The organism is Rhizobium changzhiense (assembly GCF_013087625.1).
Taxonomy (GTDB): domain Bacteria; phylum Pseudomonadota; class Alphaproteobacteria; order Rhizobiales; family Rhizobiaceae; genus Rhizobium; species Rhizobium sophorae.
Map to the genome: position 1 here is coordinate 155616 of NZ_JABFCQ010000005.1, position 26967 is coordinate 182582.

Consider the following 26967-nt stretch of genomic DNA (forward strand, 5'->3'; position numbering starts at 1 on the left):
AGACCATGATGATGACCAAACTCAGCCGCAGTTTTCGCCTGCTTTCGGCGGGAGCCGCTCTTTCGCTCCTGATGATGGCGGCACCCTCGGCCTTTGCCGAGACGCCGAAGGATACGCTGGTCGAAGGCTTCGCCATCGACGACATCATCACGATGGATCCGGGCGAGGCTTTCGAGCTTTCGACGGCCGAAATCACCACCAACAGCTACAGCCTGCTTGTCCGTCTCGACATGGACGACACGTCCAAGGTGAAGGGCGATCTGGCCGAGAGCTGGAGCGTCTCCGATGACGGCCTTACCTATACGTTCAAGCTGAAGTCAGGTCTGAAATTCGCCTCCGGCAACCCGATCACCGCCGAAGACGTCGCCTGGTCGTTCGAGCGTGCTGTCAAGCTCGACAAGAGCCCGGCCTTCATCCTCACCCAATTCGGCCTGACCGGCGACAACGTCACGGAAAAGGCCAAGGCGGCCGATGCCGGCACCTTCGTCTTCACGGTCGACAAGGCCTATGCGCCGAGCTTTGTGCTCAATTGCCTGACGGCAACGGTCGCTTCCGTCGTCGACAAGAAGCTGGTGCTGGAGCATGTGAAGGCGGTGACGCCGGATGCCGAGCACAAATACGACAACGACTTCGGCAATGAATGGCTTAAGACCGGCTATGCCGGCTCCGGCGCCTATAAGATGCGCGAATGGCGCGCCAACGAAGTCGTCGTGCTGGAGCGCAATGACAATTATTATGGCGACAAGGCAAAGCTCAACCGCGTCATCTACCGCTACATGAAGGAAAGTTCGGCCCAACGGCTGGCGCTCGAAGCCGGCGACATCGATATCGCCCGCAATCTCGAGCCGGGTGACCTCGACGCCGTTTCGAAGAATGCCGATCTGGCGACGACGAGTGCGCCGAAGAGCACGATCTATTATGTCAGCCTGAACAACAAGAACGAGAACTTGAAGAAGCCGGAAGTCCAGGAGGCCTTCAAATACCTGGTCGACTACGATGCGATCGGTGCAACGCTGATCAAGGGGATCGGCGAGATCCACCAGACCTTCCTGCCGAAGGGCCAGCTCGGCGCACTCGATGAGAATCCCTACAAGCTCGATGTCGCCAAGGCCAAGGAACTGCTGGCCAAGGCCGGCGTATCCGACGGTTTCTCGATCACCATGGATGTGCGCAACAGCCAGCCGGTGACCGGTATCGCCGAATCGATGCAGCAGACGCTGGCGCAGGCCGGCGTCAAGATGGAAATCATCCCCGGCGACGGCAAGCAGACGCTGACCAAGTACCGCGCCCGTACCCACGATATGTATATCGGCCAGTGGGGCTCGGACTATTTCGATCCGCATTCCAATGCCGATACCTTTACCGGCAATCCCGACAATTCCGATGCGGGCACGGTGAAGACGCTCGCGTGGCGCAACAGCTGGGAAGCGCCGGAGCTCGACAAGCAAGCCAAGGCGGCACTTCTGGAGCGCGACGCCGCCAAGCGCGCCGCCATGTACCAGGATATCCAGAAGAAGTATCTGGCAAACAGCCCCTTCATCTTCATCTTCCAGCAGATCGAGGTGGCCGGCTACCGCAAGAGCCTGAAGGACTTCAAACTGGGTCCGAGCTTCGACACCAATTTCGTCGGTCCGATCGCCAAGGAATAGTCCGGCAGGATTGGTCGCTTGAGCACCGTCGAAACAACACTGGCGGCGCGGCCCCGGAAGGGCCGTGCTAGGGCCTTTGCGAAGGCGCTAGGGCGGTTTCTGTTTGCCGCCGTAACCACCTATCTCGGCCTTCTGGCCGTCACCTTCTTCATCGGCCGCGTCGTGCCGATCGATCCCGTGCTCGCCATTCTCGGCGACCGCGCGCCCAACCACGTCGTCGAGCGCGTACGACAGGAAATGGGCTTCAACCTGCCACTCTATCAGCAGTTTTTTATCTATATCAAAGGCATCCTGTCCGGCGATTTCGGCAATTCGGTGCTGACGACCAATCCCGTCATGGTCGATATCCGCCGGGTGCTGCCGGCGACGATCGAACTCGCAACGGTCGGAACGCTTATCGGTGCTTTCGTCGGTGTGCCGCTTGGCGTTCTCGCCGCGGTGCGTCGTGGCAGCATCGTCGACCAGGTGGTGCGCGTCATCGGCCTCGTCGGCTATTCGGTGCCGATCTTCTGGCTGGCGCTGATTTCGCTCGTCATCTTCTATGCGCAACTGCGCTGGGTGGCCTTTCCCGGCCGCATCGACATCGTCTTCGAATATACGTTCACGCCGATCACCGGCCTCTACCTGCTCGACAGCGCCTGGCAGGGGCAATGGGACGTCTTCTATGATGTCTTCCGCCACATCATCCTGCCTGCCTCACTACTCGGCTATTTCTCGCTCGCCTATATCAGCCGCATGACGCGCAGCTTCATGCTGAACGAACTTTCCCAGGAATATATCGTTGCCGCGCGCGCCAAGGGACTTTCGGAAACGCGGGTGATCTGGGGCCATGCGCTGCGCAATGCCGCTGTGCCGCTCGTCACCGTGATTGCACTTTCCTATGCCGGCCTGCTCGAAGGATCGGTGCTGACCGAGACCGTTTTTTCCTGGCCGGGCATCGGGCTCTACATCACCAATTCGCTGCAGAATGCCGACATGAACGCCGTGCTCGGCGGCACGATCGTTATCGGTACGGTCTTCATCGGCATCAACCTTCTGTCCGATCTTCTCTACCGGACGCTCGACCCGAGGACGCGAAACCGATGACGGCCAATGCCAGCCCATCTCCTGCGATGAGCCGCCGCGAATGGCTGCTTTCCGACCGGCCGCAATCGCGCCTGCAAGCCCGCCTCGGCCGTGCCTACGTCACCTGGCGGCAGTTCACGGCAAACAGGCTCGCCGTCGTCGGCCTGCTGATCATCGTGGCGCTGCTCTTCATCGCCGCCTTTGCCGATGTGCTCGCCACCCACAATCCCGTTGTCGGCGATCTGCGCAATGCCCGCCTGCTGCCGCCCGGGACGGGGGAATTCTGGCTCGGTTCGGACGATCAGGGTCGTGATATCTATTCGCGGCTGATCTACGGATCGCGATTGACGCTGCTCGTCGTCGTGCTCGTCGCCGTCATCTCGGCGCCGATCGGGCTGATCGTCGGTACGGTCTCCGGTTATGCCGGAGGCTGGGTGGATGCGACGCTGATGCGCATCACCGATATCTTCCTCGCCTTTCCCAAGCTGGTGCTGGCGCTCGCCTTCGTCGCAGCCCTCGGCCCCGGCATTCAGAACGCGATCATCGCCATCGCCATCACCTCCTGGCCGCCCTATGCCCGTATCGCGCGCGCCGAGACGCTGACGGTCCGGCGTTCCGATTATATTTCGGCAGTGAAGCTGATGGGCGCCTCGCCTTTCCGCATTATCGTACGCCATGTCATGCCGCTCTGCATTTCCTCGCTGATCGTGCGTGTAACGCTCGACATGGCGGGGATCATCCTGACGGCTGCCGGTCTCGGTTTCCTCGGCCTCGGGGCGCAGCCGCCGCTGCCGGAATGGGGTGCGATGATCGCCTCGGGACGGCGCTTCATCCTCGATCAATGGTGGGTTGCGGCGATGCCGGGCATCGCCATCCTTGTCGTCAGCCTCGGCTTCAATCTGCTTGGCGACGGCCTGCGCGACGCGCTCGATCCGAAGGAGAGCGGCCAATGACGACACTTCTGACGGTGGACAAGCTCAAGGTCAGCTACCCCACGCGCACCGGGGTGATCGAGGCCGTGCGCGGCGTCTCCTTCACGCTCGGCAAGGAAAGGCTGGGCATCGTCGGCGAATCCGGCTCGGGCAAGTCGCAGACCGGCCGGGCGATCATGGGTCTGACGCCGAAACACGGTGTCGTCACGGCCGAGAGGCTTAACTTCAACGGCATCGATCTTATCAATGTGTCTGCCGGCGAAAGGCGCAGGCTGCGCGGCAAGCGCATCGCCATGATCCTGCAGGATCCGAAATACTCGCTCGATCCCGTCATGTCGATCGGACGGCAGATCTGCGAAACGTTGCGCACGCATGAGAAGGTGGGCAAGGCGGAGGCCCGCGAGCGCGCGCTCGCCATGCTGGAAGCGGTGCAGATCCGCGATCCGAAACGTGTCTTCGACCTGCATCCGCACGAGGTCTCGGGCGGCATGGGGCAGCGCGCGATGATCGCCATGATGCTGATTGCCGGCCCTGAATTGCTGATTGCCGACGAACCGACCTCGGCGCTTGACGTAACGGTGCAACTCGACGTGCTGAGGATCATGGACAGACTGGTGTCCGAGCGCGGGATGGGGCTGATCTTCGTCTCCCACGATCTGAGGCTGGTCTCCTCCTTCTGCGACCGCGTCATCGTCATGTATGCCGGAAAGATCGTCGAGGAGCTGGCGGCGGCCGATCTCAGACATGCACAGCATCCCTATACGCAGGGCCTGCTGAACTGCATGCCCGAGATCGGCGCAAACCGTCATCCGCTGCCGGTGCTCGACCGCAAGCCGGAGTGGGCGGCATGAGCGCAGCTCTCCAAGTCGACAATCTCAGTGTCGTCTACGACCATTTTCATGCCTTGAAGAATGTCAGCATCAGTGTCGAACGCGGCGAATCCTTTGGTCTCGTCGGCGAGTCCGGCTCGGGAAAATCGACCTTGCTGCGGGCCGTTGCCGGACTTGCGCCGGTCAGCGGCGGCACGATCAACATCGATGGCGAGCCGCTGAAAGGTTCGAAACGCAGCAAAACCTTCTATCGACGCGTGCAAATGGTCTTTCAGGATCCTTATGGTTCGCTGCATCCTCGTCAGACGATCGACCGGCTTCTGCTCGAACCGCTTGCAATCCACGGCATCGCCGACAGCGAGAAGCGGATCGCCCGCGCGCTTGACGAGGTCGGCCTCGGCAATGGTTTCCGTTTCCGCTACCCGCACCAGCTCTCCGGCGGCCAGCGACAGCGCGTGGCGATCGCCCGGGCGCTGATCGTGGAACCGTCGATCCTGCTACTCGACGAGCCGACATCGGCGCTCGACGCTTCGGTGCAGGCCGAGGTGCTGAACCTGCTGGAAGAGATCCGGCGCGACCGCAAGCTCACCTTCGTGATGGTGAGCCATGATCTCGGCGTCGTCACCCATATGTGTGAGAGGCTCGCCGTGATGCGCAACGGCGCCGTCGTCGAGCGGCTGAGCTCGCAAGAGCTGGCGGGCGGCGCGGTTCATGAGGACTACACGCGAAATTTGATGATCGCGAGCAAGGGTTTCGTCAAAGCCTGAACGGCAATCTTTTCAAGCCCTTGAAAAGGAAAGATCGATTGCGGCGTTAAGGATAATGCTTCGCTAAAAGACGACCATTCAACTAGACTATTGACAGCTGACTTGCTTCTGTCATGATCCCGTTAACGTTTGTTAGCTTTCGTGATCGATGGAGGTTGAAGCATGTTCTTTCTCGGTGGGATGACCATGGGCTACCTCGATCCTCCCGTGAGAACCGATCGCCAAGAGCAGGCTTCGGTATCCCTTCCTGCGGAGAAGGACCGCCGGCTGATCGAGACTTCCTCCAACCCGCCTGAGAATGAGAGTGCCGTCGAGCGCTCGTGGATCTGGGCTTGGCGCACGCTCTGCTAAAAGGGCTGGTTGAATTTTCTCTTCCGTTCGCTCTGGACGGAAATTTATCTCTACCTACTTGATAGAGAAAATAAGAATATAAGCGCGAGCCGCACAACCGGCCGCACGAGAACAACGGAGGCGACATATGGCAGATCTGGGTATTTCGCATACTCACGTGAACCAATACGGTTCCGTGGCGACGAAAAAGCCGCTCACAACGCGTCACCGGCTTCAGACGGTGCTCCATGGAGCAATCTTCACGGCGGCATTCCTGTTCGTCGTGGCGATGGTTTGCGGCGTCGTCGGATAATCCGGTCGATGATAAGCGTCGGCAGATGCCGGCGCTGCGGCGGTTTTCGCCTTTATTGGATTCCGGAACGTTTGATTGTCCCGTCATTCTCCTGACACTCGCCGAATGGAGAGTGGTCATGAGAGCTATCTTGCTCCGGTGGTCGGCATTCCGATCCTCATCGTCCTTCTTCCATATTCTTTTCATACCATCTGAAGCGATCGCATCGAACGTCTTCATGCGATGTGGCTGGGCTTCATATTTCCGGTGCGCACCTGGACGACCGCCATCAGCACTCCTGAGCCCGGCCGGACGAGATAGGTTTTGCCGGTGACGCCACACCCGTTCCTTCCCGAAATCAAAGAGCTGTCGCATTGCCGGAACAGTGCCGGCATTTTGTCAATCCGGCCGCCCGGACGAGCGCGGGGGGTACCGACTCCTGCCTCTTGACTTGAATTATTCCGATGATGGCCAAGTTTTCGCCATGGCTTTCGCGGAGAGGGTATCGATGGTCTCGATCATCCGTTGAGCCGCGCTGAGACCGGGGCTTCGCCCGTTCGCATCGCTGGCCGAAGCGTCATTTATCCCGATTCATCGATCTTCGAAGAATAGGGCTCCGTTCATGTAGCAGTCATGATAAGCAGTGCAAAAGGCTGAGCAAAACAGCCATAACTTCGTTTGGATCCAGAACCGAACCCATGTCTATTTCTCATCTTTCTCCGAGCCTTCCGCGCGAACCCGAGACGAAGCAGATCGATCACAACGGTTCGATCCGCTCGACCTATCTTTCGAACGAGGACATCAAGGCGATGGGCGATGCGGTCGCCCGCAACGGCGTCGACAAGCTGCCGGCTTTCGCCCCCTTTGATTTCTTTGCTCGGCATAAGGAAAACGAGAAGGAAATCCTGCGCGTCTACCGGACCACGGCGACCGACGTCGAGGCCGGCGAGACGATTACGCCGGCGGCAGAATGGCTGCTGGACAACCATTATATCGTCGAAGAGGCGATCCAGGAGGTAAGGCGCGACTTCCCCCGCCGCTTCTATCGCGAATTGCCGACCATGGTCGTCGGCGGCGTCGAGGTGCCGCGCACCCTCGTGCTTGCCTGGCTCTATGTCGCCCATACCCACAGCACGATCTCGCAGGAAAGTCTGACGGCGCTGGTCGACGGCTTCCAGGCCAGCGAGACGCTCAGGATCGGCGAATTGTGGGCGTTGCCCTCTCTCGTACGCTACGTGCTCGTGGAAAACCTTCGCCGTATTTCGAGCCGTGTCGAGGCCAGCCGCCGGCTGCGCCGCCGCGCCAACGAGGCAGCCGACGAATTGGTGCGACTGACCGATCCGGCCGCGGCGGCCGCCTATCTGAAGACGCTGGAACCGCTTGCCGAAGACAATACCTTCTCGACGCAGTTCCTCTATCGCCTGCGCGACGGCTCGCAGACATCGAGCCTGGCGATCACCTGGCTCGACGAGCGGTTGGAAGAGCTCGGCCGCAACACCGAAGAGGCGACGACGGCCGAACACAGCCGGCTCTCTTCCGGCAATGTGACGATGGGCAACATCATCCGCAGCCTTCGCGAGATCGATGATGCCGAATGGTCGGTCTGGGTCGAGCAGGTCAGCCATGTCGACAAGCTGCTCTGGGAGCATTCGGATTACGGCATCCTCGATTCCGGCTCGCGCAACAAATATCGCAAGCAGATAGAGAAGTTGGCCAAGCGCTCGCCGCTGTCAGAAATGGAAATCGCCCAGCTGGCGCTCGACATGACCGATGCCGCCAAGGCCTCCGAGGAGCCGCAGCCGCACGAACCGAATGTCGGCGGCTTCCTGTCGGGCGCGCAGCGGCCGAAGCTCGAGGCGCGGGCGAACTATCGCCCGACGGTCACCCAGCATTTCGTGCGCGCCGTGCGCCGGTTCAACTGGCTGGCGATTGCCGTGCCCGTCATGCTGCTGACGGTTATGGCCATGGCGATCGTCGGCAAGTTCATGGCGAACGCCGGCATGGGTGCTTTTGAAATCGCCCTGCTGCTGATCATGTTCTCAGTGCCGGCGTCGGAGGGGGCGACAGGCCTCTTCAACACCTTGCTGTCCTTCTTCGTGACGCCGGCGCGCCTCGTCGGCTATGAGTTCAAGGAAGGCATTCCGGAAGATGCGCGCACGCTGCTCGTCGTGCCCTGCCTGATCTCGAACCGCGACAGCGTCGACGACCACGTGCGCAATCTCGAGGTCCATTATCTCGCCAATCCTCGCGGCGAGATCTATTTCGCGATGCTCAGCGACTGGCCGGACAGCGACGTCGAGGAAACGCCCGCCGATCTCGAGGTTCTCGATTATGCGCGACGCGAGATCGCCAATCTCTCCGCCCGCTATGCCTATGACGGCAAGACGCGTTTCTATCTGCTGCATCGCCGCCGCCTCTACAATCCCTCGGAAGGCGTCTGGATGGGTTGGGAGCGCAAGCGCGGCAAGCTGCACGAGCTGAACATGCTTCTGCGCGGCGACCGCGACACGACCTACCTGCCGGGCGCCAATACTGTGCCGGCCAATGTGCAATATGTCATGACGCTCGATGCCGATACGCGCCTGATGCGCGATGCCGTCACCAAGCTGGTCGGCAAGCTCTATCATCCGATCAACCGCCCGGTCATCAATCCGAAAACCGGCCGCGTCGAAAGCGGCTACGGCGTGCTGCAGCCACGTGTCACGCCGTCGCTGACGACGGGCAAGGACGCGTCGGTCTTCCAGCGCGTCTTTTCGATCAACCGCGGCCTCGATCCTTATGTCTTCACCGTTTCCGACGTCTATCAGGACCTCGCCGGCGAAGGCACCTTCACCGGCAAGGGCCTTTACCATGTCGACGCCTTCGAAGCGTCGCTCAAGGGCCGGATCGACGAGAACTCCGTGCTCAGCCACGATCTTCTCGAAGGCTCGATGGCGCGCTGCGCGCTCGTCACCGATCTCGAACTGGTCGAGGATTTCCCGATCCGCTATGAGGTGGAAACCTCGCGCCAGCATCGCTGGGCGCGCGGCGACTGGCAGCTTCTCCCCTACATGTTCAATCCGAAATACGGCGTCACGGCACTCGGCCGCTGGAAGATGTTCGACAATCTGCGCCGCTCGCTGACGCCGATCGCCTGGTTCTTCGCCTCCGTGCTCGGCTGGTATTTCATGGGTCCGCTCGGCGCACTCATCTGGCAGATTCTGCTGATCTTCTGCCTCTTCGTCGCGCCGACGCTGTCGCTCATCAACGGCATCATCCCGCGCACCAGCGATATCATCGCCCGCGCCCATCTCTATACGGTCTGGTCCGATATTACCGCCGCCAACGCGCAGGTTGCGCTGCGCATCGTTTTCATCGCCGATTCGGCTTGCATGATGGCGGATGCGATCGGCCGTTCGCTCTACCGCCTGTTCGTCAGCCGCAAGCTGATGCTGCAGTGGCGGACCGCCGCCAGCGTTCAGGCTGGCGGCCAGGGCACGCTGATCTCCTATTACAAGGCGATGTGGCATGCACCGGTGCTAGCACTGCTGGCGCTCGGTTTTGCTGCCCTTCCCGGCGACAACGCCTTCCTCGTCGGCATTCCCTTCGCGCTGCTGTGGATCCTGTCGCCGGTTGTCGCCTGGTATGTCAGCCAGTCGGCGGAGACCGAGGACCGGCTCGAGGTCGCCGATTCCGTGTCGAGCGAACTGCGCAAGATCGCCCGGCGCACCTGGCGGTATTTCGAGACCTTCACGACCGCCGAGCAGAACTATCTGCCGCCGGACAATGTCCAGGAAACGCCGCATGTGATCGTCGCGGCGCGCACCTCGCCGACCAATATCGGCGTCTATCTGCTTTCCGTCGTTTCCGGCCGGCATTTCGGCTGGTTCTCCTTCGAGGAGACGCTCGAGCGGCTGGAGCAGACGATCGCGACGATCGATAGAATGGAGAAATTCCGCGGTCACCTGTTCAACTGGTACCACACCGATACGCTGCAGACGCTTGGCCCCCGTTATGTCTCCGCTGTCGACAGCGGCAATCTCGCCGGCCATCTGATCGCTATTTCGTCGGCCTGCCGCAACTGGGCCGAGGCGCCGTCCGCCCATATGCAGGGCAATCTCGACGGCGTCGGTGACACGGCCGGCATTCTCGGCGAAGTGCTGGCGGACCTGCCCGACGACCGCAAGACCGTGCGCCCGCTGCGCCGGCGCCTGGAGGAGCGCATCGTCGGCTTCCAGAACGCGCTTGCCGCCGTCAAGCGCGAGCACGAATTCGCCTCGATCCGCATCATCAACCTCGCCGTTCTCGCGCGCGACATCGAGAAGCTCGCCGCCAATCTCGACCATGAGGTCAAGTCGAAGCAGAGCGAAGAGGTCACCCTGTGGGCGGCATCGCTGGTGAAGGTCTGCGAGGCGCATATTTCCGACAGCACCTTCGACCTTTCCAAGGTCGATGCGTTGAGGCCGCGGCTGGTGGCGCTGCGCGACAAGGCGCGCGATCTCGCCTTCTCGATGGATTTCGGATTCCTGTTCCGGCCGGAGCGGCGTCTGCTGTCGATCGGCTACCGCGTCGAAAGCGGTGAACTCGACCAGGCCTGCTATGACCTTCTCGCCTCGGAATGCCGCCTGACCAGCCTCTTCGGCATCGCCAAGGGCGATCTGCCGACGGAACACTGGTACCGCCTCGGCCGCCAGGTCGTGCCAGTCGGCTCGCGCGGTGCGCTGGTTTCATGGTCCGGCTCGATGTTCGAATATCTGATGCCGCCGCTCGTCATGCAGGAGCGCGGCGGGGGGATTCTCAACCAGACGAACAATCTGGTCGTCGTCGAGCAGATGAATTACGCCCGCAAGCTCGGTATTCCCTGGGGCATTTCGGAAGCGGCCTTCAACGCCCGCGACCATAACCTCAATTATCAGTACACGAATTTCGGCGTGCCGACACTCGGCCTGAAGCGCGGTCTCGGCCACAATGCCGTCATCGCGCCTTACGCCTCGCTGCTCGCTGCCCAGTACGACCCGCCGGGGGCGCTTGAAAACCTGCAGAGGCTGCGTAAGGTCGGTGCGCTCGGCAAGTTCGGCTTCCACGACGCCGTCGACTTCACGCCGACGCGCGTGCCGGAAGGCAAGAAATGCGCGGTGGTCTACAATTATTATGCCCACCATCACGGCATGTCGATCGCGGCAGTCGCCAACGTCGCCTTCAACGGTCATCTGCGCGAGCTCTTCCACGCCGATCCCGTCATCGAGGCAGCGGAGTTGCTGCTGCAGGAAAAGGCGCCGCGCGACATTCCGGTCATGAGCGGCAAGCATGAATCCGATACGCCGGCCAGCATCCAGGACGATCTCCTGCGGCCGGAGATCAGAAAGATCAGCGATCCGGCGTCGCGCGACCGAGAAGTGGTGTTCCTGTCGAACGGCCATTATTCGCTGATGCTGACAGCAACGGGCGCCGGCTATTCCCGCTGGAACGGCCTTGCCGTTTCGCGCTGGAAAGCCGATCCGACCGAAGACCGCTGGGGCAGCTTCATCTTCCTGCGCGATACCGCCACGAATGAATGGTGGTCGACGAGCGCCGAGCCGAAGGGTGTCGAAGGCGAAAAGATCAAGGTCGAATTCGCCGACGAGAAGGCGCAGTTCACCAAGACGGTCGGCGACCTCACAAGCGAGGTGGAGTGCATCATCGCGACCGAGCATGATGCCGAGGCCCGCCGCGTCACCCTGCTCAACATGGGCACGGAAGACCGTTTCATCGAGGTCACCTCCTATCTCGAACCGGTGATTACCTCCGACGATACCGACAATGCGCATCCGGCATTCGCCCGCATGTTCGTCAAGACCGAGATCGGCAAGCGCGGCGACGTCATCCGCGCCGAACGCAACAAGCGCGATCCGAACGAGCCGAACATCAGCATCGCCCATCTGATCGTCGACAATGCCGGCGACACCCGCCATACCGAATTCGAGACCGACCGGCGCAAGTTCATCGGCCGTGGCCGCAGTCTTGCCGATGCGGCCGCCTTCGATCCGGGTGCTACGCTTTCCGGCAGCGACGGCTTCATGCTCGATGCCGTCATGTCGCTGCGTCGAACCGTCCGCGTGCCGGCCGGCAAGAAAGTCAGCGTGATCTTCTGGACGATCGCTGCCCCAAGCCGCGAAGAAGTCGACAAGGCGGTCAATCGCTACCGTCATCCCGATGCCTTCACTCACGAGCTCGTCCAGGCCTGGACACGCACGCAGGTGCAGATGCGCCATGTCGGCGTCACCTCGCAGCAGGCGGCGGCCTTTCAGCATCTCGGACGCTATCTCGTCTATCCCGACATGCAACTGCGCAAGGACGAGGCGACCGTTGAGGCCGGCCTGCAGTCGCAATCGGCGCTTTGGCCGCTGGCAATCTCCGGCGACTTCCCGATCTTCACGCTGCGCATCAACGACGACATGGATCTCGAGATCGCCCGCGAGGCGCTGCTGGCGCAGGAATATCTGCGCTCGCGCGGCGTCACCGCCGATCTCGTCATCATGAACGAACGCGCTTCGTCCTATGCGCAGGACATGCAGCATGCGCTTGACGCCATGTGCGAAAACGTGCGCCGCATGGGCCAGGCCGACGGATTGCGCCAGCATATCTTTGCGGTTCGCAAGGACCTGATGGAGGAAAGCACCTACCATGCGCTGATCGCGGCCTCCCGCGTCACGCTGCATACCAAGAACGGCAAGGTGGTCGACCAGATCAACCGCGCCGTCGCGCTGTTTGCACCCTCCAAGGAGGAGCTGCAGGAGATGGAACGGGCCGAGCGCAACAAAGCCCCCGTCAAGCGTATCGCGCCGGTGCCGCCACCTGTCGTGCCGGCCGTCGTCATCGAGGAGGAAGGCGATCTCGACTTCTGGAACGGCATCGGCGGCTTTGCCCGCGACGGGCGCGAATATGTCGTTCGGTTGCCAGGAGGTCATGCGACGCCGCAGCCTTGGATCAATGTCATCTCCAATGACAGATTCGGCTTCCATGTGTCGGCCGAGGGCTCGGGCTTCACCTGGAGCGCCAATTCGCGCGACTATCAGCTGACCTCCTGGTCGAACGATGCGGTGGTCAACCGTTCGGGCGAGGCATTCTATCTCACCGATCTGGACAGCGGTGCCGTCATGACGCCGTTCGCAGCGCTTTCCCGCCGCCCGGACATCCGCTTCGAAGCCCGCCACGGGCTCGGTTATTCCGTCTTCTCCAGCGTTCAGCACGAGATCGCGCTCGAGCTGACGCAGACGATCCACCGCGAAAAGCCGGTGAAACTGCAGCGCCTACGCCTGCGCAACACCGATTCGGCCAGCCGTAAGCTGCGTCTCTACGGTTATGTCGAATGGGTCCTCGGCAGCAATCCGGCCCGCACGGTGCCTTTCATACTGTCGAGCCATGACGAGGAGACGGGGGCGCTGTTTGCCACCAATCCCTACAGCATCGATTTTTCCAACCGCACCGCCTTCTTCGCGGCGAGCGAGACGCTTTCGAGCTTCTCGGCAAGCCGGCGCGAATTCATCGGCAAGGCGGGAACGATCCAGACGCCGCAGGCCGTCACCTCCGCAGCTGCCCTTTCCGGTACGACCGATCTCGACGGTGATCCGGCCGCGGCTGTTGCAATCGACATCGAGCTCGGCGCCGGCGAGGAGCGCGACTTTACCTTCTTCCTCGGCGACACGCCGACGGAAGAAGAAGCGCGCGGTGTCATCGCCGATATTCGCAAGGCGTCGTTCGACGATGCCGTCGAGGCGAACCGCGCCTTCTGGCGCGACTTCACCGGCAGGCTCCAGATATCGACGCCGGATCGCGGGATGAACAATCTCGTCAATACCTGGCTGCCGTATCAGAGCCTCGGCTGCCGCATCATGGCCCGCACCGCCTTCTACCAGGCAAGCGGCGCCTTCGGCTTCCGCGATCAGCTGCAGGACACGCTGGCCTTCGTGCTGCACGAACCCTCTCTTGCCCGCCGGCAGATCCTGAATGCCGCTTCGCGACAATTCCGCGAAGGCGATGTACAGCATTGGTGGCTGCCCGGAACGGGTGCCGGCGTGCGCACGCTGATCTCGGACGACGTCGTCTGGCTCAGCTATGCAATCCATCATTATTGCAGCGTCACCGGCGACAAAGACGTGCTCGACGAGGAGATCGCCTTCCTGGAAGGGCCGGCCCTGCTCGAAGGCCAGCACGACTCGTTCTACAAGCCGGAGATCTCCGAGGACAAGGCGACCGTCTACGAACACGCGGCGCTGGCGCTCGATCTCGCCATCGCCCGCAAGGGGACAAACGGCCTGCCGCTATTCCTTGGCGGCGACTGGAACGACGGCATGAACCGCGTCGGCATCGGCGGGCGCGGCACCAGCGTCTGGCTCGGCTGGTTCCTGGCGGGTGCATTGCGCTCCTTCATTCCCTATGCCGAAGAGCGCGGCGACACGGCCCGTGCGGAGCGCTGGTCGGCGCATCTTACCGAGCTGAAGAAGGCGCTCGAAACTGCGGCCTGGGATGGCGGCTACTATCGCCGCGGCACGTTCGACGACGGTACGCTGCTTGGCTCCCTCGAAAGCCCCGAATGCCGGATCGATTCGATCGCGCAGTCCTGGAGCGTTCTGTCCGGCGAAGGCGACCCGGCCCGCGCCGTCAAGGCGATGGATGCAGTGCTCGATCAGCTGGTCGATGAGGATGCCCGCATCATCCGGCTGTTCACGCCGCCTTTCGCCAATTCCGCCAAGGATCCCGGCTATATCAAGGCCTATCCGCCGGGTGTGCGGGAAAACGGCGGGCAATATACCCATGCCGCAACCTGGGTGGTGATGGCGCTGGCGGAGCTGAAGCGGGGCGACGATGCTTTCCGCTGCTTCCAGATCCTCAACCCGATCACCCATGCGTTCGACAAGGCTTCAGCGGAGCAATACCGCGTTGAACCCTATGTCGTGGCAGCCGACGTTTACGGACATGAGCCCTATGCATCGCGCGGCGGCTGGACCTGGTATACTGGGTCAGCCGGCTGGCTCTACCGCGCCGCGGTCGAGGGCATCCTCGGTATCCGGCTGAAGGATGGCCGGCTCTATGTGCGCCCGTCGCTCCCTTCGGAATGGGACGGTTTTGCGGCAGAGGTGGAGCAAGGCGGCGGCAAATACCGCATTTCGGTCTCAAAAGCGTCCAATGATAGCGGCTACACTCTGTCGATCAACGGCTGCGAAGTCACCGATCCCGAAGAGGGATATCCGCTCGGATAACAGCGTTCTCCACGCTGAAAAACACGGCGATTCGCGACGGCCAAAAGGGAACCCTTTTGGCCGTCGTCGCGTTTGCAAATCGGATAATAAGGAGAGATCAATGGCAAGCACGCCGACCGAAGCCATCGCCACGGGGCGCAGTTCCCTATCCGTAGCTGCGCCAGTGCGTGACACGAGGCTCGACGTCTTGCGTGGCGTGGCCCTGATCATGATCTTTATCAATCATGTTCCCGGCCAGATCTTCGAATATGTAACGACGAAGAATTTCGGTTTCTCCGATGCCGCCGAAGCCTTCGTGCTGATCTCGGGCATTGCCGTCGGCCTTGCCTATGGATCCCGATTCCAGCCGGGTAACCGGCTCACGGTGGCGATCAAGGCGGTAAAGCGCGCCTTCACGCTCTATCTCGCCCATATGATCACCACCTTCATGACGCTCGCGCTCTTCATCTGCGGTGCCTGGCTGTTCCATCGGCCGGGATTGCTGGTAGAAATCAATATCCTGGCGGTTCTGATGAACCTGAAGGAAGGCATTCCGGCACTGCTCCTGCTCGGCCACCAGATCGGCTACAACAATATCCTGCCGATGTACGGCGCGCTGATGCTGATGGTGCCGATCATCCTGCTGTTGAATGCGCGCAGCCCTTGGCTGGCGCTCGGCGTCTCGGCCGCGGTCTGGCTGCTTGCGGGCATCTACCAGGTGGCGCCGCACAACATGCTGATTGAAGACTATTGGTTCCTCAATCCGCTCTCCTGGCAGTTCCTGTTTACGATCGGCATCGTCTCGATGCTGCATATCAAGCGCGGTGGTGCGATCCCGCGCCATCCGCTGCTGCTTGCGGCCGCTGCCGGTTACGTCATGCTGTCCTTCATCTGGGTGACCGGCCATCTCTGGATCTGGGGCAATTCTCTGGCGGCACTCGGCCTGCCGACGGTCATCACCGGTTTCGACAAGACCTTCCTGTCGCTGCCACGGCTGCTGCATGTGCTGGCGCTGACCTATCTCGTCATCAGCATCCCGGCGCTCTCACGCATCCTGCGCCGTCCTGCGGACCATCCGCTGACGATCCTCGGCCGTCATTCGCTGAACATCTTCGTCGCCGGCACGATCCTCGCCATGATCGGCCAGGTGGTGCTCTACATCACCAACAAGGATCAGCTGGCCGGTCCGCTCTTCGTGATTGCAGGGATCGCGATACAATTCGCCTATGCCTATTATCTCGAGCGCAAGCGCCAGCAGGGCAAGGTCAAGGGGAAACTTGTCGCCGATACCGCCACTATCCCCGTTCCCGTCCGCATTGGCGGGACGGTCAATGCCTATCGCCGGAACGATCGGAAATAGGGTTCGGATTTTCCCGACATGAAGGAGCCGGTGGCCGATGGTCGCCGGCTCAATTTTTATGCACGAGGATGTTCACCAGCTTGCCGAAGGGATCGCGCACATAAAAGCGTCTGACGCCCCAAGGCTCGTCGGCCGGGCCGTACTCGATCGGGAAACCTGAGGCCGACATCGCCTCGAAAGCAGCATCGAGGTCGTCGACCTCGATCGAGAGGGCGGGCACCTCCGTTCCGGAACCGCCTTGACTGGCGATGCTGAGCTGAACGTTCATCGAGAGCGCGGTGCCGAACGTTGTGATCCAGCCGTGATCCATGATGACGTCAAGACCGAGGATATCCTGATAGAAGCGCCGGGCCAGAGTGATATCCGCTGCCTGGATATTGGCGACGATGCGCAGGACCTTCATGGTTTGCTCCCTATGCTCGTTGACTGGCGAAGGTTAGGGAAGATCGGCGGGGTGATCAATCCGCCCTGGGAAGCGGAGACGTTGCTGCGTGTGATACCCCCTCTACCCTGCCGGGCATCTCCCCCACAAGGAGAGAGATCGGCAAGGAGCTTGCTCCCCGTGAGGCGTCAACCGCTCCGGTTGGCGTGCCAAATCCCTTTCAGTTTAGATTCATGTGACGGCTAGTTGTTTGGGGAAGCCGTCGCGCCCATCCAATCTCCCCACCTGTGGGGGAGATGCCCGGCAGGGCAGAGGGGGGTGTCACACGGTAAGGCGCCGCTTCCAGGGCTCAGCCAAACAAAAAGGCCGGAAGGAGTTACCTTCCGGCCTTTATCTTCAAACCCGAACCGATCAGGCGGCTTCGGTGGTGTGGGCCTTGCGGACCTCTTCGTCCGTCAGGATGCCGCTGGCGCGCAGCAGGGCGGCGAAGCGGCCGTTGCTGTGGCTGAGTTCATCGAAGCTACCCTGTTCGACGACGCGGCCGTCATCCAGGAAGAGCACCATATCGGCTTCGCGGACCGTCGACAGGCGGTGTGCGATGATGAAGGTGGTGCGGTTCTGGCGCAGATTGTCGATCGCGGCTTTGACGCGGGCTTCGGTTTCGACGTCGAGCGCCGAGGTCGCCTCGTCGAGCACCAGGATTGGCGCGTCCTTGAGGATGGCGCGGGCGATCGCGATGCGCTGGCGCTCGCCACCGGAGAGCTTGTTGCCTCGTTCACCGACATGCGTATCGTAGCGATCCTCGCGGGTCTCGATGAAGTCGGCAGCGGCGGCGGCTTCGGCCGCACGGCGCATTTCCTCTTCACTAGCGCCCTCGCGGCCAAGGCGGATATTGTCGCTGATCGAACGGTTCAGCAGCCCCGCATCCTGGAAGACGGTGGCGATGTGGCGACGCAGCGACTTGCGGGTCACCTTGGTGATATCGGTGCCGTCGACGAGGATCTTGCCGCCCTGGGCATCGTAGACACGCTGCAGCAGGTTGACGAGCGTCGTCTTGCCGGCGCCGGTCGGGCCGACGATCGCGACCGTCTGGCCTGCTTTCACCGAGAAGGAGACGTTGTGCAGGCCCTGCGAGCTGTTGCCGAAGCCGAAGGACACGTCGCGGAACTCGATCGCACCCTTGACGTCCTTGATCTCGCCGTTGCCGGCAGGCTCTTCACGTTCACGCACCGAGTCTTCCAGCGCATAGAATTCCTCGAGCTTGGAACGGGCCTCGAAAATCTGCGTAGCGAACTGGCGCATCAGGTCGAGACGGCCGATCAACAGGTTGGCAAAGCCGATGAAGGCGATGACGTCGCCGACGCGCAGCTCGCCGGCCTGGACGAGCATGGTGCCGATGATCAGGACCACCATCATCGCGATGGTCGACGCCATGCGGTTCAGTGCGCTGGCGATCGCCCACCAGTCGAGGACCGGATACTGAGCTTCGAGCAGACGGTCGGCGAAGGATTTCAGCGCCCTAGTTTCGGCCTCGATGCGGTTATAGCTGTGCAGGACCGAAACGTTGCTGATCGAGTCGCTGACATGCGAAAAGACGGTATGATAATGGTTCTCGACCGAAGCCTGGCCGTCCTTGGTGCGGCCCATGACGACGCGGCCGATCAGCCAATAAGCGATGGCGAGCACCATGAGCACGGCGGAAAGGCGCAGGTCCATCGACATTGCGGTCGGTATCAGAAGAGCAAGCGCGATGACCGTCGAGAGGTGGTTGCGCATGAATTCCAGCCAGAGGCCGAACAGCGTCTCGCAGGCGCGCAGCAATGTATGCAGTGCGTTGGAAGTGCCGCGCTGATGGTGCCAGCCGAGCGGCATGGAAATGATGCGGCCGAAGGCTTCCGTCAACAGCGTCGCCCGCCGGCCATGGGCCAGCCGGTCGGCCTCGCGGGCCACCAGAACGAAGGCAATGGTGTTGAAGACGGCGAAAGTCGCCCACATGAAGAGGATGGGCTTGACCTCACCCTTGCCCGAAATCGCATCGATGATGCGACCGAACAGGATCGGCTCCGCGATGGTGATCGTCGCAAGAACAATGTTTGCGACAACGACCAGGGATACGCGCAGCTTGTAGGCGCCAAGATAGCGCAGAGCTCTTGCATAGACCTTGAATAGCGTCACGTGGAACCTCTTGTGCATCTGCGAAAAACGGGATGATGCGATGCTACAAAAGGCTACCTGAACGGGCGATTAACGGAGTATTCAGGCTTCAACCGGTGTGATGATTAATACGATCATACTATCGCAGGATGCGACGAGATGGGCATGGCGCGGAACTTGCCGTTCGGCTATATCCCGCAACAATTTGCGCTTGCATTTTATTAAATGTTTAGCGCAGCATTAAATTACAGACTGCATTTATTGAAGACCGTTTCGCGGCCAGTTCGACCAGCCGCCGACGGCCTCATGCGGGCATCAGGTCCGGGCAAGGGGCATTTTTGTGAATATTAATTCGTTAATTCAATTACTTGTAATTCTGGAAGAATGCTCAAATCCTGAAGCCGTCGTCACCGAGCTGGAGCAGATCCTCCGCGGTTGCGGCTTCGAATATTACGGCCTGCTGCGCCATGTGCCGCAGAACCCGTTGCAGCAGAATCCGGACCCCTGGGCTGCGGCGCTTGCCGGCCGCTGGCCGGAACAATGGCCACAGATATATACCGCGAAAAAATATGCTCTGATCGATCCGATGGTGCGCTATCTCGCTCATGCGCAGCGGCCTTTCCGCTGGCGGGAGGCGATGGCGGCCTTCCACAAGAACGCACATGAGCGCCGCATGGAGCAGATGATGGTCGATGCCTTCGGGCATGGATTGGAGGATGGCTACATCTTTCCGATCCACGGGCGCAACGGCATTCTCGCCAGCCTTAGTCTCGCCGGCAAGCCGATCGAGCTGTCGCCGGTGGAGATCGCATTGTTGGAGGCGGTGGCGCGCAGGGCCTTCTGGCGGTTGCTCGATCTGAAGGGCGAGGCGCAGGCACTGGAAACCGTGCTGCTGGCCGACACGCCGCTGACGCGGCGCGAGATGGAAATCCTGCACTATCTCGCCGAAGGCATGACTTCGATGGAGATCAGTAAGATGCTGAAGATCTCAAACCACACCGTCGACTGGTATATGAACGGCCTGCAGGACAAGCTGAAGGCGAAAAACAGGCAGCAGGCGGTGGCACTTGCCTTCCGTCATGGCCTGATAAGTTAGAGCAATGCCGCTTCTCATCGAAGCGGAATTGCTCTGGTTTTTTGTTTTTGCGCAACTCCGGACGGAAAACCGTTTCGGACTTTTCCTGGAGTTGCTTCAGAATGTCGAAAAATTGCATTTCGCAGTCGCAAGATAAATTGAACTTCTTGTGACAAGAAGTTAAGAATTTCCTTCGCGGGTGCAGCATTCCCGCGTCTGAACGTCTGAGGAGACCGTTTTGCCCATTTCCAAGATTCTCGTTGCCAACCGCTCTGAAATTGCCATCCGCGTGTTCCGTGCGGCCAACGAACTTGGAATAAAAACGGTGGCGATCTGGGCGGAAGAGGACAAGCTGGCACTGCACCGCTTCAAAGCGGACGAGAGCTACCAGGTCGGCCGCGGCCCGCATCTTTCCAAGGACATGGGCCCGATCGAGAGCTATCTGTCGATCGAGGAGGTGATCCGCGTTGCGAAACTCTCCGGGGCCGATGCCATCCATCCCGGCTACGGCCTCCTGTCGGAAAGCCCCGAATTCGTCGATGCCTGCAACAAGGCCGGCATCATCTTCATCGGCCCGAAGGCCGATACGATGCGCCAGCTCGGCAATAAGGTCGCAGCGCGCAACCTGGCGATCTCGGTCGGCGTTCCCGTAGTGCCGGCCACCGGGCCGCTGCCGGAGGACATGGCCGAAGTGGCGAAGATGGCGGAAGGGATTGGCTACCCTGTCATGCTGAAGGCTTCCTGGGGCGGCGGCGGGCGCGGCATGCGCGCGATCCGCGATCCAAAGGATCTTGCCCGCGAGGTGACGGAAGCCAAGCGCGAGGCGATGGCGGCCTTCGGCAAGGACGAGGTCTATCTGGAAAAGCTCGTCGAGCGCGCACGCCATGTCGAAAGCCAGGTTCTCGGCGATACGCATGGCAATGTCGTGCATCTCTTCGAGCGCGACTGCTCGATCCAGCGCCGCAACCAGAAGGTCGTCGAGCGCGCGCCGGCGCCCTATCTCTCTGAGGCGCAGCGCCAGGAACTCGCCGCCTATTCGCTGAAGATCGCGGCGGCGACCAATTATATCGGCGCCGGCACCGTCGAATATCTGATGGATGCCGATACCGGCAAATTCTACTTCATCGAAGTCAATCCGCGCATCCAGGTCGAGCATACGGTGACCGAAGTCGTCACCGGCATCGATATCGTCAAGGCGCAGATCCACATCCTCGACGGCTTTGCGATCGGCACGCCGGAATCTGGCGTGCCGCGCCAGGAGGATATCCGTCTCAACGGCCATGCGCTGCAGTGCCGCATCACCACGGAAGATCCGGAGCATAATTTCATTCCGGATTACGGCCGCATCACCGCCTATCGCTCGGCGTCCGGTTTCGGCATCCGTCTCGATGGCGGCACCTCCTATTCGGGTGCGATCATCACCCGCTTTTATGATCCGCTTCTCGTCAAGGTCACGGCGTGGGCGCCCAATCCGTCCGAAGCGATTTCCCGCATGGACCGGGCGCTGCGCGAATTCCGCATTCGCGGCGTGGCAACCAACCTGACCTTCCTCGAAGCGATCATCGGCCATCCCAAGTTCAGGGATAACAGCTACACGACACGCTTCATCGACACGACGCCGGAACTCTTCCAGCAGGTGAAGCGCCAGGATCGCGCTACGAAGCTCCTGACCTATCTCGCCGACGTCACCGTCAATGGCCATCCCGAGGCCAAGGATAGGCCGAGGCCGCTGGAAAACGCTGCCGAGCCGATGGTGCCCTACGCCAACGGCAACACCGTCAAGGACGGCACCAAGCAGCTCCTCGACACGCTCGGCCCGAAGAAATTCGGCGAATGGATGCGCAACGAGAAGCGCGTGCTCTTGACCGACACGACGATGCGCGACGGTCACCAGTCACTGCTCGCCACCCGCATGCGCACCTATGACATCGCCCGCATTGCCGATACCTATGCACATGCGCTGCCAGGCCTTTTGTCGCTCGAATGCTGGGGTGGCGCGACCTTCGACGTCTCCATGCGTTTTCTGACGGAGGATCCGTGGGAACGCCTGGCGCTGATCCGCGAAGGCGCGCCGAACCTTCTGCTGCAGATGCTGCTGCGCGGCGCCAACGGGGTCGGCTACACCAATTATCCTGATAATGTCGTCAAATATTTCGTCCGCCAGGCGGCCAGGGGCGGCATCGATCTCTTCCGTGTCTTCGACTGCCTGAACTGGGTCGAGAACATGCGCGTCTCGATGGATGCCATAGCCGAGGAGAACAAGCTCTGCGAGGCGGCGATCTGCTATACCGGCGATATCCTGAACTCGGCCCGTCCGAAATACGATCTGAAATACTATACCGACCTTGCCGTCGAGCTCGAGAAGGCCGGGGCGCATATCATCGCGCTCAAGGATATGGCAGGCCTCCTCAAGCCTGCGGCTGCGAAGGTTCTGTTCAAGGCGCTGCGCGAGGCGACCAGCCTGCCGATCCATTTCCACACGCATGATACATCGGGTATTGCGGCCGCGACCGTTCTTGCCGCCGTCGATGCCGGCGTCGATGCCGTCGATGCCGCCATGGATGCGCTTTCCGGCAATACTTCGCAGCCCTGTCTCGGCTCGATCGTCGAGGCATTGCGCGGTACGGAGCGTGATCCGGGCCTCGATCCGGAATGGATCCGCCGCATCTCCTTCTATTGGGAAGCGGCGCGGAACCAATATGCCGCCTTCGAAAGCGATCTGAGGGGGCCGGCATCCGAAGTCTATCTGCACGAAATGCCGGGCGGCCAGTTCACCAACCTCAAGGAGCAGGCCCGCTCGCTCGGCCTCGAAACCCGCTGGCATCGGGTGGCGCAGGCCTATGCCGACGCCAACCGGATGTTCGGCGATATCGTCAAGGTGACGCCGTCTTCCAAGGTCGTCGGCGACATGGCGCTGATGATGGTGTCCCAGGACCTGACGGTCGCCGACGTCGTCAGCCCCGACAAGGAAGTCTCCTTCCCGGAATCGGTGGTCTCGATGCTGAAGGGCGATCTCGGCCAGCCGCCGTCAGGATGGCCCGAAGCACTGCAGAAGAAGGCGCTGAAGGGCGACAAGCCCTATACCGTGCGCCCCGGCTCGCTGCTCAAGGAGGCCGATCTCGATGCGGAGCGCAAAGTCATCGAAACGAAACTCGAGCGCGAGGTCAGCGACTTCGAATTTGCGTCCTACCTGATGTATCCGAAGGTCTTCACCGACTTCGCGCTCGCCTCAGATACCTACGGCCCGGTCTCGGTGTTGCCGACGCCCGCCTATTTCTATGGTCTCAAGGACGGCGAGGAGCTGTTTGCCGATATCGAGCGTGGCAAGACGCTCGTCATCGTCAACCAGGCGATGAGCGCGACCGACAGCCAGGGCATGGTGACCATCTTCTTCGAGCTCAACGGCCAGCCGCGCCGCATCAAAGTGCCGGACCGGGCCCATGGGGCGACGGGTGCCGCCGTCCGCCGCAAGGCCGAACCAGGCAATGCCGTTCATGTCGGCGCGCCGATGCCGGGTGTCATCAGCCGTGTCTTCGTCTCGCCCGGCCAGGCCGTCAATGCCGGTGACGTGCTCGTCTCCATCGAGGCGATGAAGATGGAAACGGCGCTGCATGCGGAAAAGGATGGGACGATTTCCGAAGTGCTGGTGCGGGCCGGCGATCAGATCGATGCCAAGGACCTGCTCGTCGTCTACGCAGGCTGAAGAGCTGCCATCTTCGCAAAGGCGCCTATCAGCCGACTTTGCGAGCGGGCTCCATTCACTCGATTGTGTATGATCGGCCTGTCAAAAAGCTGATTTTTCGAAGCCTTCGCGCCTTGCCCGGCGCGGAGGCTTTCTCATAAAGTTGCGCTCCCATCATCCGCCCCCAAGACCAATCAGGAAATGATATCCATGAGCAAGTTGAAGATTGCCGTCATCATCGGCAGCACGCGTATTGGCCGTTTTGCCGAGCATCCGGCCAAGTGGATTGCCGCTATCGCTGCAGAGCGCCAGGACATCGAGGTCGAGGTTCTCGACTTGCTCGAATACCCCATGCATTTTTTCGGTGAGCAGCGTGCCACGACCGCTGAAAGCGAGACGGCAGAGCGCTGGAAAAAGAAGCTGCGTGAATTCGACGGCTTCATTTTCACCGTTGCCGAGTACAATCACGCTCCGACGGCGGTTCTGAAGAACGCCATCGACCTCGGCGAGTTCATCCACAAGCCGGTCGGCTTCGTCGGTTACGGCGGTGTCGGCGGCGCACGCGCAGTCGAGCATCTCCGGCTGATTTTCGTGGAAATGGGCGCGGCTTCGGTGAAAACGGGCGTGCATATCGCGCTTGGCGAATATCTCGGCGTCCTCAAGGAAGGCAAGAGCCTCAGCGACTACGCGCATCTCAACGAAGCGGCGAAGAACCAGCTCGACCAGCTCACCTGGTGGGGCAATGCGCTGAAGGCGGCGCGCTCGGTCGTCACGGCCTCCTGATTGGCGTTCCAGCCAGCCGGGATGTTCGCATCCCGGCATTGGCTCAGATATCGTAAGTCTCAGATATCGTAAGTATGGGCGGCGTTGATCGTCGAGATGAAGCGCTTGGTGCGTTCGCGCTCCGGTGCGCTGAAGATCGCTTTGGCGCTGCCCGTTTCCACCACGCTGCCGGCTTCCAGGAAAACGACGTCATTGGCGATCTTCGAGGCGAGCCGGAGATCGTGGGTCGCCATCACCATCGTCGTGCCTTCGCTGGCCAAACGGCCGAGCACATCGACCACCTCGGCCGAAAGCTCCGGATCAAGCGCCGAGGTCGGCTCGTCGCAAAGAAGCACGCGCGGCGACGGCGCCAGCGCCCGGGCAATCGCCACACGCTGCTGCTGGCCGCCTGAAAGCGTCGAGGGCCAGGCGTTCGCCTTTTCGGTCATGCCGACCTTGGCCAGCAGCTCCATTGCGCGCTCGCGGGCCTTTTGCCGTGGCCATCTCAACACCGTCACCAGGCCTTCCATGACATTCTCGATCGCGGTCTGATGCGGGAAAAGCTGGAAGTTCTGGAAGACCATGCCGGTCTGGCGGCGGATCTTCTGGATCGCCGGCCAGCTCGTTCGTTTGCCCGGTGCAAAGGCCAGCGTTTCCTCTCCGAGGCGGATGGAGCCGGCGGTCGGAATTTCGAGCAGGTTGATGCAGCGCAGCAGCGTGCTCTTGCCGCCGCCCGAAGGCCCGACTAGCGCGGTGACGCTGCCTTCGGGGATGCGGATGCTGATATCCTTGAGGATGACGGCGTCGCCGAAGCGCTTTTCGATGTTGGAAAGCTCGATCATGCATTTGCCTCCAGCATGCCGCCGTACCGCGCGAAGCGGCGCTCCAGCCGTACCTGCAGCTGCGAGAGAACGGAGCTCAGGACGAGATAGATCAGCGCCGCTTCGATATAGAGGATCAGCGGCTCATAGGTGGTGGCGACGATGCGCTGCGCCGCCTGGAAGAGCTCGGGCACCGTGATGGCAGCGGCAAGCGAGGTGTCTTTGACCAGCGAGATGAAGGTGTTCGACAAAGGCGGCACGGCGACGCGGGCCGCCTGCGGCAGGATGGTGCGGCTCATCGCCTGGCGCCAGCTCATGCCGATCGAATAGGCGGCTTCCCACTGGCCCTTCGGCACCGAGGAAATGACGGCGCGGATGATCTCGGAGCTATAGGCGCCGATATTCAGGGTGAAGCCGATGAGGGCGGCCGGAAAGGCATCGAGTAGGATGCCGATGCTCGGCAGGCCGTAGAAGATGACGAAGAGCTGGACGAGCAGCGGCGTGCCGCGGATGACCCAAACATAAAAGCGGGCAATGGCTGCAACTGGCTCCGGGCCGAAGAGACGTCCGATTGCGGTGGCCAAGCCCAAGATCAGGCCGAACGCGAAGGAAAGCAGGGTCAAGGGGATGGTGAAGATCAGCCCTGCCCAGAGGAGCGAGGGAAGCGATTCCGCCATCAGTTGGAGCCAGTGCGGCAAGGGCGTTTCCTCAAGAAAAGACGCGTCCGGCGAGGTTTCGCCGAACGCTTTTCCATGCAGCTATAAATGATATGACGGCAGTGGGAAACCGCTGGTGTCAGGGCTTACTTCGAAACGTCCTGGCCGAAATATTTGTCAGCGATCTTCTTGTAAGTGCCGTCGGCCTTGATGTCGGCAAGCGCCTTGTTGATTTCGGCCAGAAGCTCCGGCTCGTTCTTGCGGATGATGACGCCGGAATAGTCGGCGTTTTCCTGCTCGGCGACGATCTTTACCGGCGCGTCCGGCTTGTGCTTCTTGAAGTCCAGGAAGGAGAGGCTGTCGTTGATCGTGGCGTCGGCGCGCTTGGTCAGCACCAGCTGGATCGACTGATCGAAACCGTCGGTGCCGACGAGCTCGGCACCGGCTTCGGTTGCGAGCTTGCCGAAGTTGCTGGTCAGCGACTGGGCGGCCTTCTTGCCCTTCAGATCGGCGAAGGACTTGATGCTGTCGTCGCCGTCGCGGGCGATCAACACGGCCTTGGAGGCGATATAGGGCTCGGAGAAATCGTATTTCTGCTTGCGGGTTGCGGTGATGCCGACCTGGTTGATGACGGTGTCGTAGCGCTTGGCGTCGAGGCCGGCGATCAGGCCATCCCACTTGCCTTCGACGAACTCGGCCTTGACGCCGAGCTTGGCGGCGATCGCTTCGCCGATCTCGACATCGAAGCCGACGAGCTTGCCGCTTTCGTCATGATAGGTGAAGGGTGCATAGGTGCCCTCGGTGCCGATCTTGAAAACGCCAGCCGATTTGATGGCGGCGAGGTTTTCGCCGGCATGGGCGGGCAGAAGGGCCGCAGCCTGAATGAGGGCGGCAGCGGCGACGGTTTTCAGCCAGTTCATTGTTGTATCCATCCTTGGGAGGTTGTCATCGGATGAGGGATAGTTCGCAGAAAATTAGGGCGCGGGAAGCGTAAAAAACTGCGAATAAAAGCA

At 61.3% G+C, this 26967-nt stretch carries 18 protein-coding genes; 12 read left to right on the top strand and 6 right to left on the bottom strand.

Annotation, left to right across the window (positions count from 1 at the left end):
• The first annotated feature begins 5 nt into the window (after nucleotides 1-5).
• From G9X68_RS23635 to G9X68_RS23665, 7 genes are all read left to right on the top strand, one after another.
• Nucleotides 6-1649 carry an ABC transporter substrate-binding protein gene (locus tag G9X68_RS23635; RefSeq protein WP_171604467.1) on the top strand — a complete coding sequence of 548 codons (1644 nt, stop codon included), beginning with the start codon at nucleotides 6-8 and terminating at the stop codon, nucleotides 1647-1649.
• An 18-nt stretch (nucleotides 1650-1667) separates the two neighbouring features.
• Nucleotides 1668-2735 (top strand): ABC transporter permease, encoded by a 1068-nt coding sequence (locus G9X68_RS23640; RefSeq protein WP_171604468.1) that lies wholly within the window; start codon nucleotides 1668-1670, stop codon nucleotides 2733-2735.
• Nucleotides 2732-3667 (top strand): ABC transporter permease, encoded by a 936-nt coding sequence (locus G9X68_RS23645; RefSeq protein WP_171604469.1) that lies wholly within the window; start codon nucleotides 2732-2734, stop codon nucleotides 3665-3667. Before G9X68_RS23640 ends, G9X68_RS23645 begins: the two co-directional genes overlap by 4 nt.
• Complete coding sequence (locus G9X68_RS23650) at nucleotides 3664-4497, top strand: ABC transporter ATP-binding protein (protein WP_171604470.1); 834 nt, start codon at nucleotides 3664-3666, stop codon at nucleotides 4495-4497. Before G9X68_RS23645 ends, G9X68_RS23650 begins: the two co-directional genes overlap by 4 nt.
• On the top strand, nucleotides 4494-5243 hold the full coding sequence (locus tag G9X68_RS23655; protein ID WP_171604471.1) for an ABC transporter ATP-binding protein: 750 nt from the start codon (nucleotides 4494-4496) through the stop codon (nucleotides 5241-5243). Before G9X68_RS23650 ends, G9X68_RS23655 begins: the two co-directional genes overlap by 4 nt.
• A gap of 162 nt (nucleotides 5244-5405) precedes the next feature.
• Nucleotides 5406-5594, top strand: coding sequence for a hypothetical protein (locus G9X68_RS23660; protein ID WP_171604472.1), 189 nt, complete (start codon nucleotides 5406-5408; stop codon nucleotides 5592-5594).
• Between the two features lie 127 nt (nucleotides 5595-5721).
• Entirely contained in the window at nucleotides 5722-5886 is a 165-nt protein-coding gene (locus G9X68_RS23665; RefSeq protein ID WP_171604473.1) for a hypothetical protein, read from the top strand.
• Between the two features lie 215 nt (nucleotides 5887-6101).
• On the opposite strand, the gene G9X68_RS23670 is transcribed toward G9X68_RS23665, so the two are convergent.
• Entirely contained in the window at nucleotides 6102-6260 is a 159-nt protein-coding gene (locus G9X68_RS23670; protein WP_171604474.1) for a hypothetical protein, read from the bottom strand.
• A 303-nt stretch (nucleotides 6261-6563) separates the two neighbouring features.
• On the opposite strand from G9X68_RS23670, the gene G9X68_RS23675 reads away from it, so the two are divergent.
• A complete protein-coding gene (locus G9X68_RS23675) occupies nucleotides 6564-15083 on the top strand; it encodes a glycoside hydrolase family 94 protein (protein WP_171604475.1) in 8520 nt (2839 codons plus the stop codon).
• Between the two features lie 100 nt (nucleotides 15084-15183).
• Entirely contained in the window at nucleotides 15184-16422 is a 1239-nt protein-coding gene (locus G9X68_RS23680) for an OpgC family protein (RefSeq protein WP_171604476.1), read from the top strand.
• A gap of 49 nt (nucleotides 16423-16471) precedes the next feature.
• On the opposite strand, the gene G9X68_RS23685 is transcribed toward G9X68_RS23680, so the two are convergent.
• Entirely contained in the window at nucleotides 16472-16825 is a 354-nt protein-coding gene (locus tag G9X68_RS23685) for a VOC family protein (protein WP_171604477.1), read from the bottom strand.
• 390 nt (nucleotides 16826-17215) lie between these two features.
• Nucleotides 17216-18979 carry a glucan ABC transporter ATP-binding protein/ permease gene (locus tag G9X68_RS23690; protein WP_171604478.1) on the bottom strand — a complete coding sequence of 588 codons (1764 nt, stop codon included), beginning with the start codon at nucleotides 18977-18979 and terminating at the stop codon, nucleotides 17216-17218.
• A 319-nt stretch (nucleotides 18980-19298) separates the two neighbouring features.
• Here G9X68_RS23690 and G9X68_RS23695 point away from each other — a divergent pair, with 319 nt between their 5' ends.
• The 3 genes from G9X68_RS23695 (at nucleotide 19299) to G9X68_RS23705 (ending at nucleotide 24498) form a co-directional block, all read left to right on the top strand.
• Nucleotides 19299-20054: an autoinducer binding domain-containing protein gene (locus G9X68_RS23695; RefSeq protein ID WP_171604479.1), complete on the top strand. Its 756-nt coding sequence runs from the start codon at nucleotides 19299-19301 to the stop codon at nucleotides 20052-20054.
• A 217-nt stretch (nucleotides 20055-20271) separates the two neighbouring features.
• Nucleotides 20272-23736, top strand: coding sequence for a pyruvate carboxylase (pyc, locus tag G9X68_RS23700; RefSeq protein ID WP_171604480.1), 3465 nt, complete (start codon nucleotides 20272-20274; stop codon nucleotides 23734-23736).
• 189 nt (nucleotides 23737-23925) lie between these two features.
• The gene (locus G9X68_RS23705) at nucleotides 23926-24498 is read left to right on the top strand and encodes an NADPH-dependent FMN reductase (RefSeq protein WP_171604481.1); all 573 of its coding nucleotides are present in this window, start codon (nucleotides 23926-23928) and stop codon (nucleotides 24496-24498) included.
• Between the two features lie 59 nt (nucleotides 24499-24557).
• Here the strand turns inward: G9X68_RS23705 and G9X68_RS23710 are convergent, their stop codons facing one another.
• From G9X68_RS23710 to G9X68_RS23720, 3 genes are all read right to left on the bottom strand, one after another.
• The gene (locus G9X68_RS23710) at nucleotides 24558-25319 is read right to left on the bottom strand and encodes an amino acid ABC transporter ATP-binding protein (RefSeq protein ID WP_171604482.1); all 762 of its coding nucleotides are present in this window, start codon (nucleotides 25317-25319) and stop codon (nucleotides 24558-24560) included.
• Nucleotides 25316-25996 (bottom strand): amino acid ABC transporter permease, encoded by a 681-nt coding sequence (locus G9X68_RS23715; protein WP_168309163.1) that lies wholly within the window; start codon nucleotides 25994-25996, stop codon nucleotides 25316-25318. Before G9X68_RS23715 ends, G9X68_RS23710 begins: the two co-directional genes overlap by 4 nt.
• A gap of 104 nt (nucleotides 25997-26100) precedes the next feature.
• A complete protein-coding gene (locus G9X68_RS23720) occupies nucleotides 26101-26874 on the bottom strand; it encodes an amino acid ABC transporter substrate-binding protein (protein ID WP_171604483.1) in 774 nt (257 codons plus the stop codon).
• Nucleotides 26875-26967 lie beyond the last annotated feature (93 nt).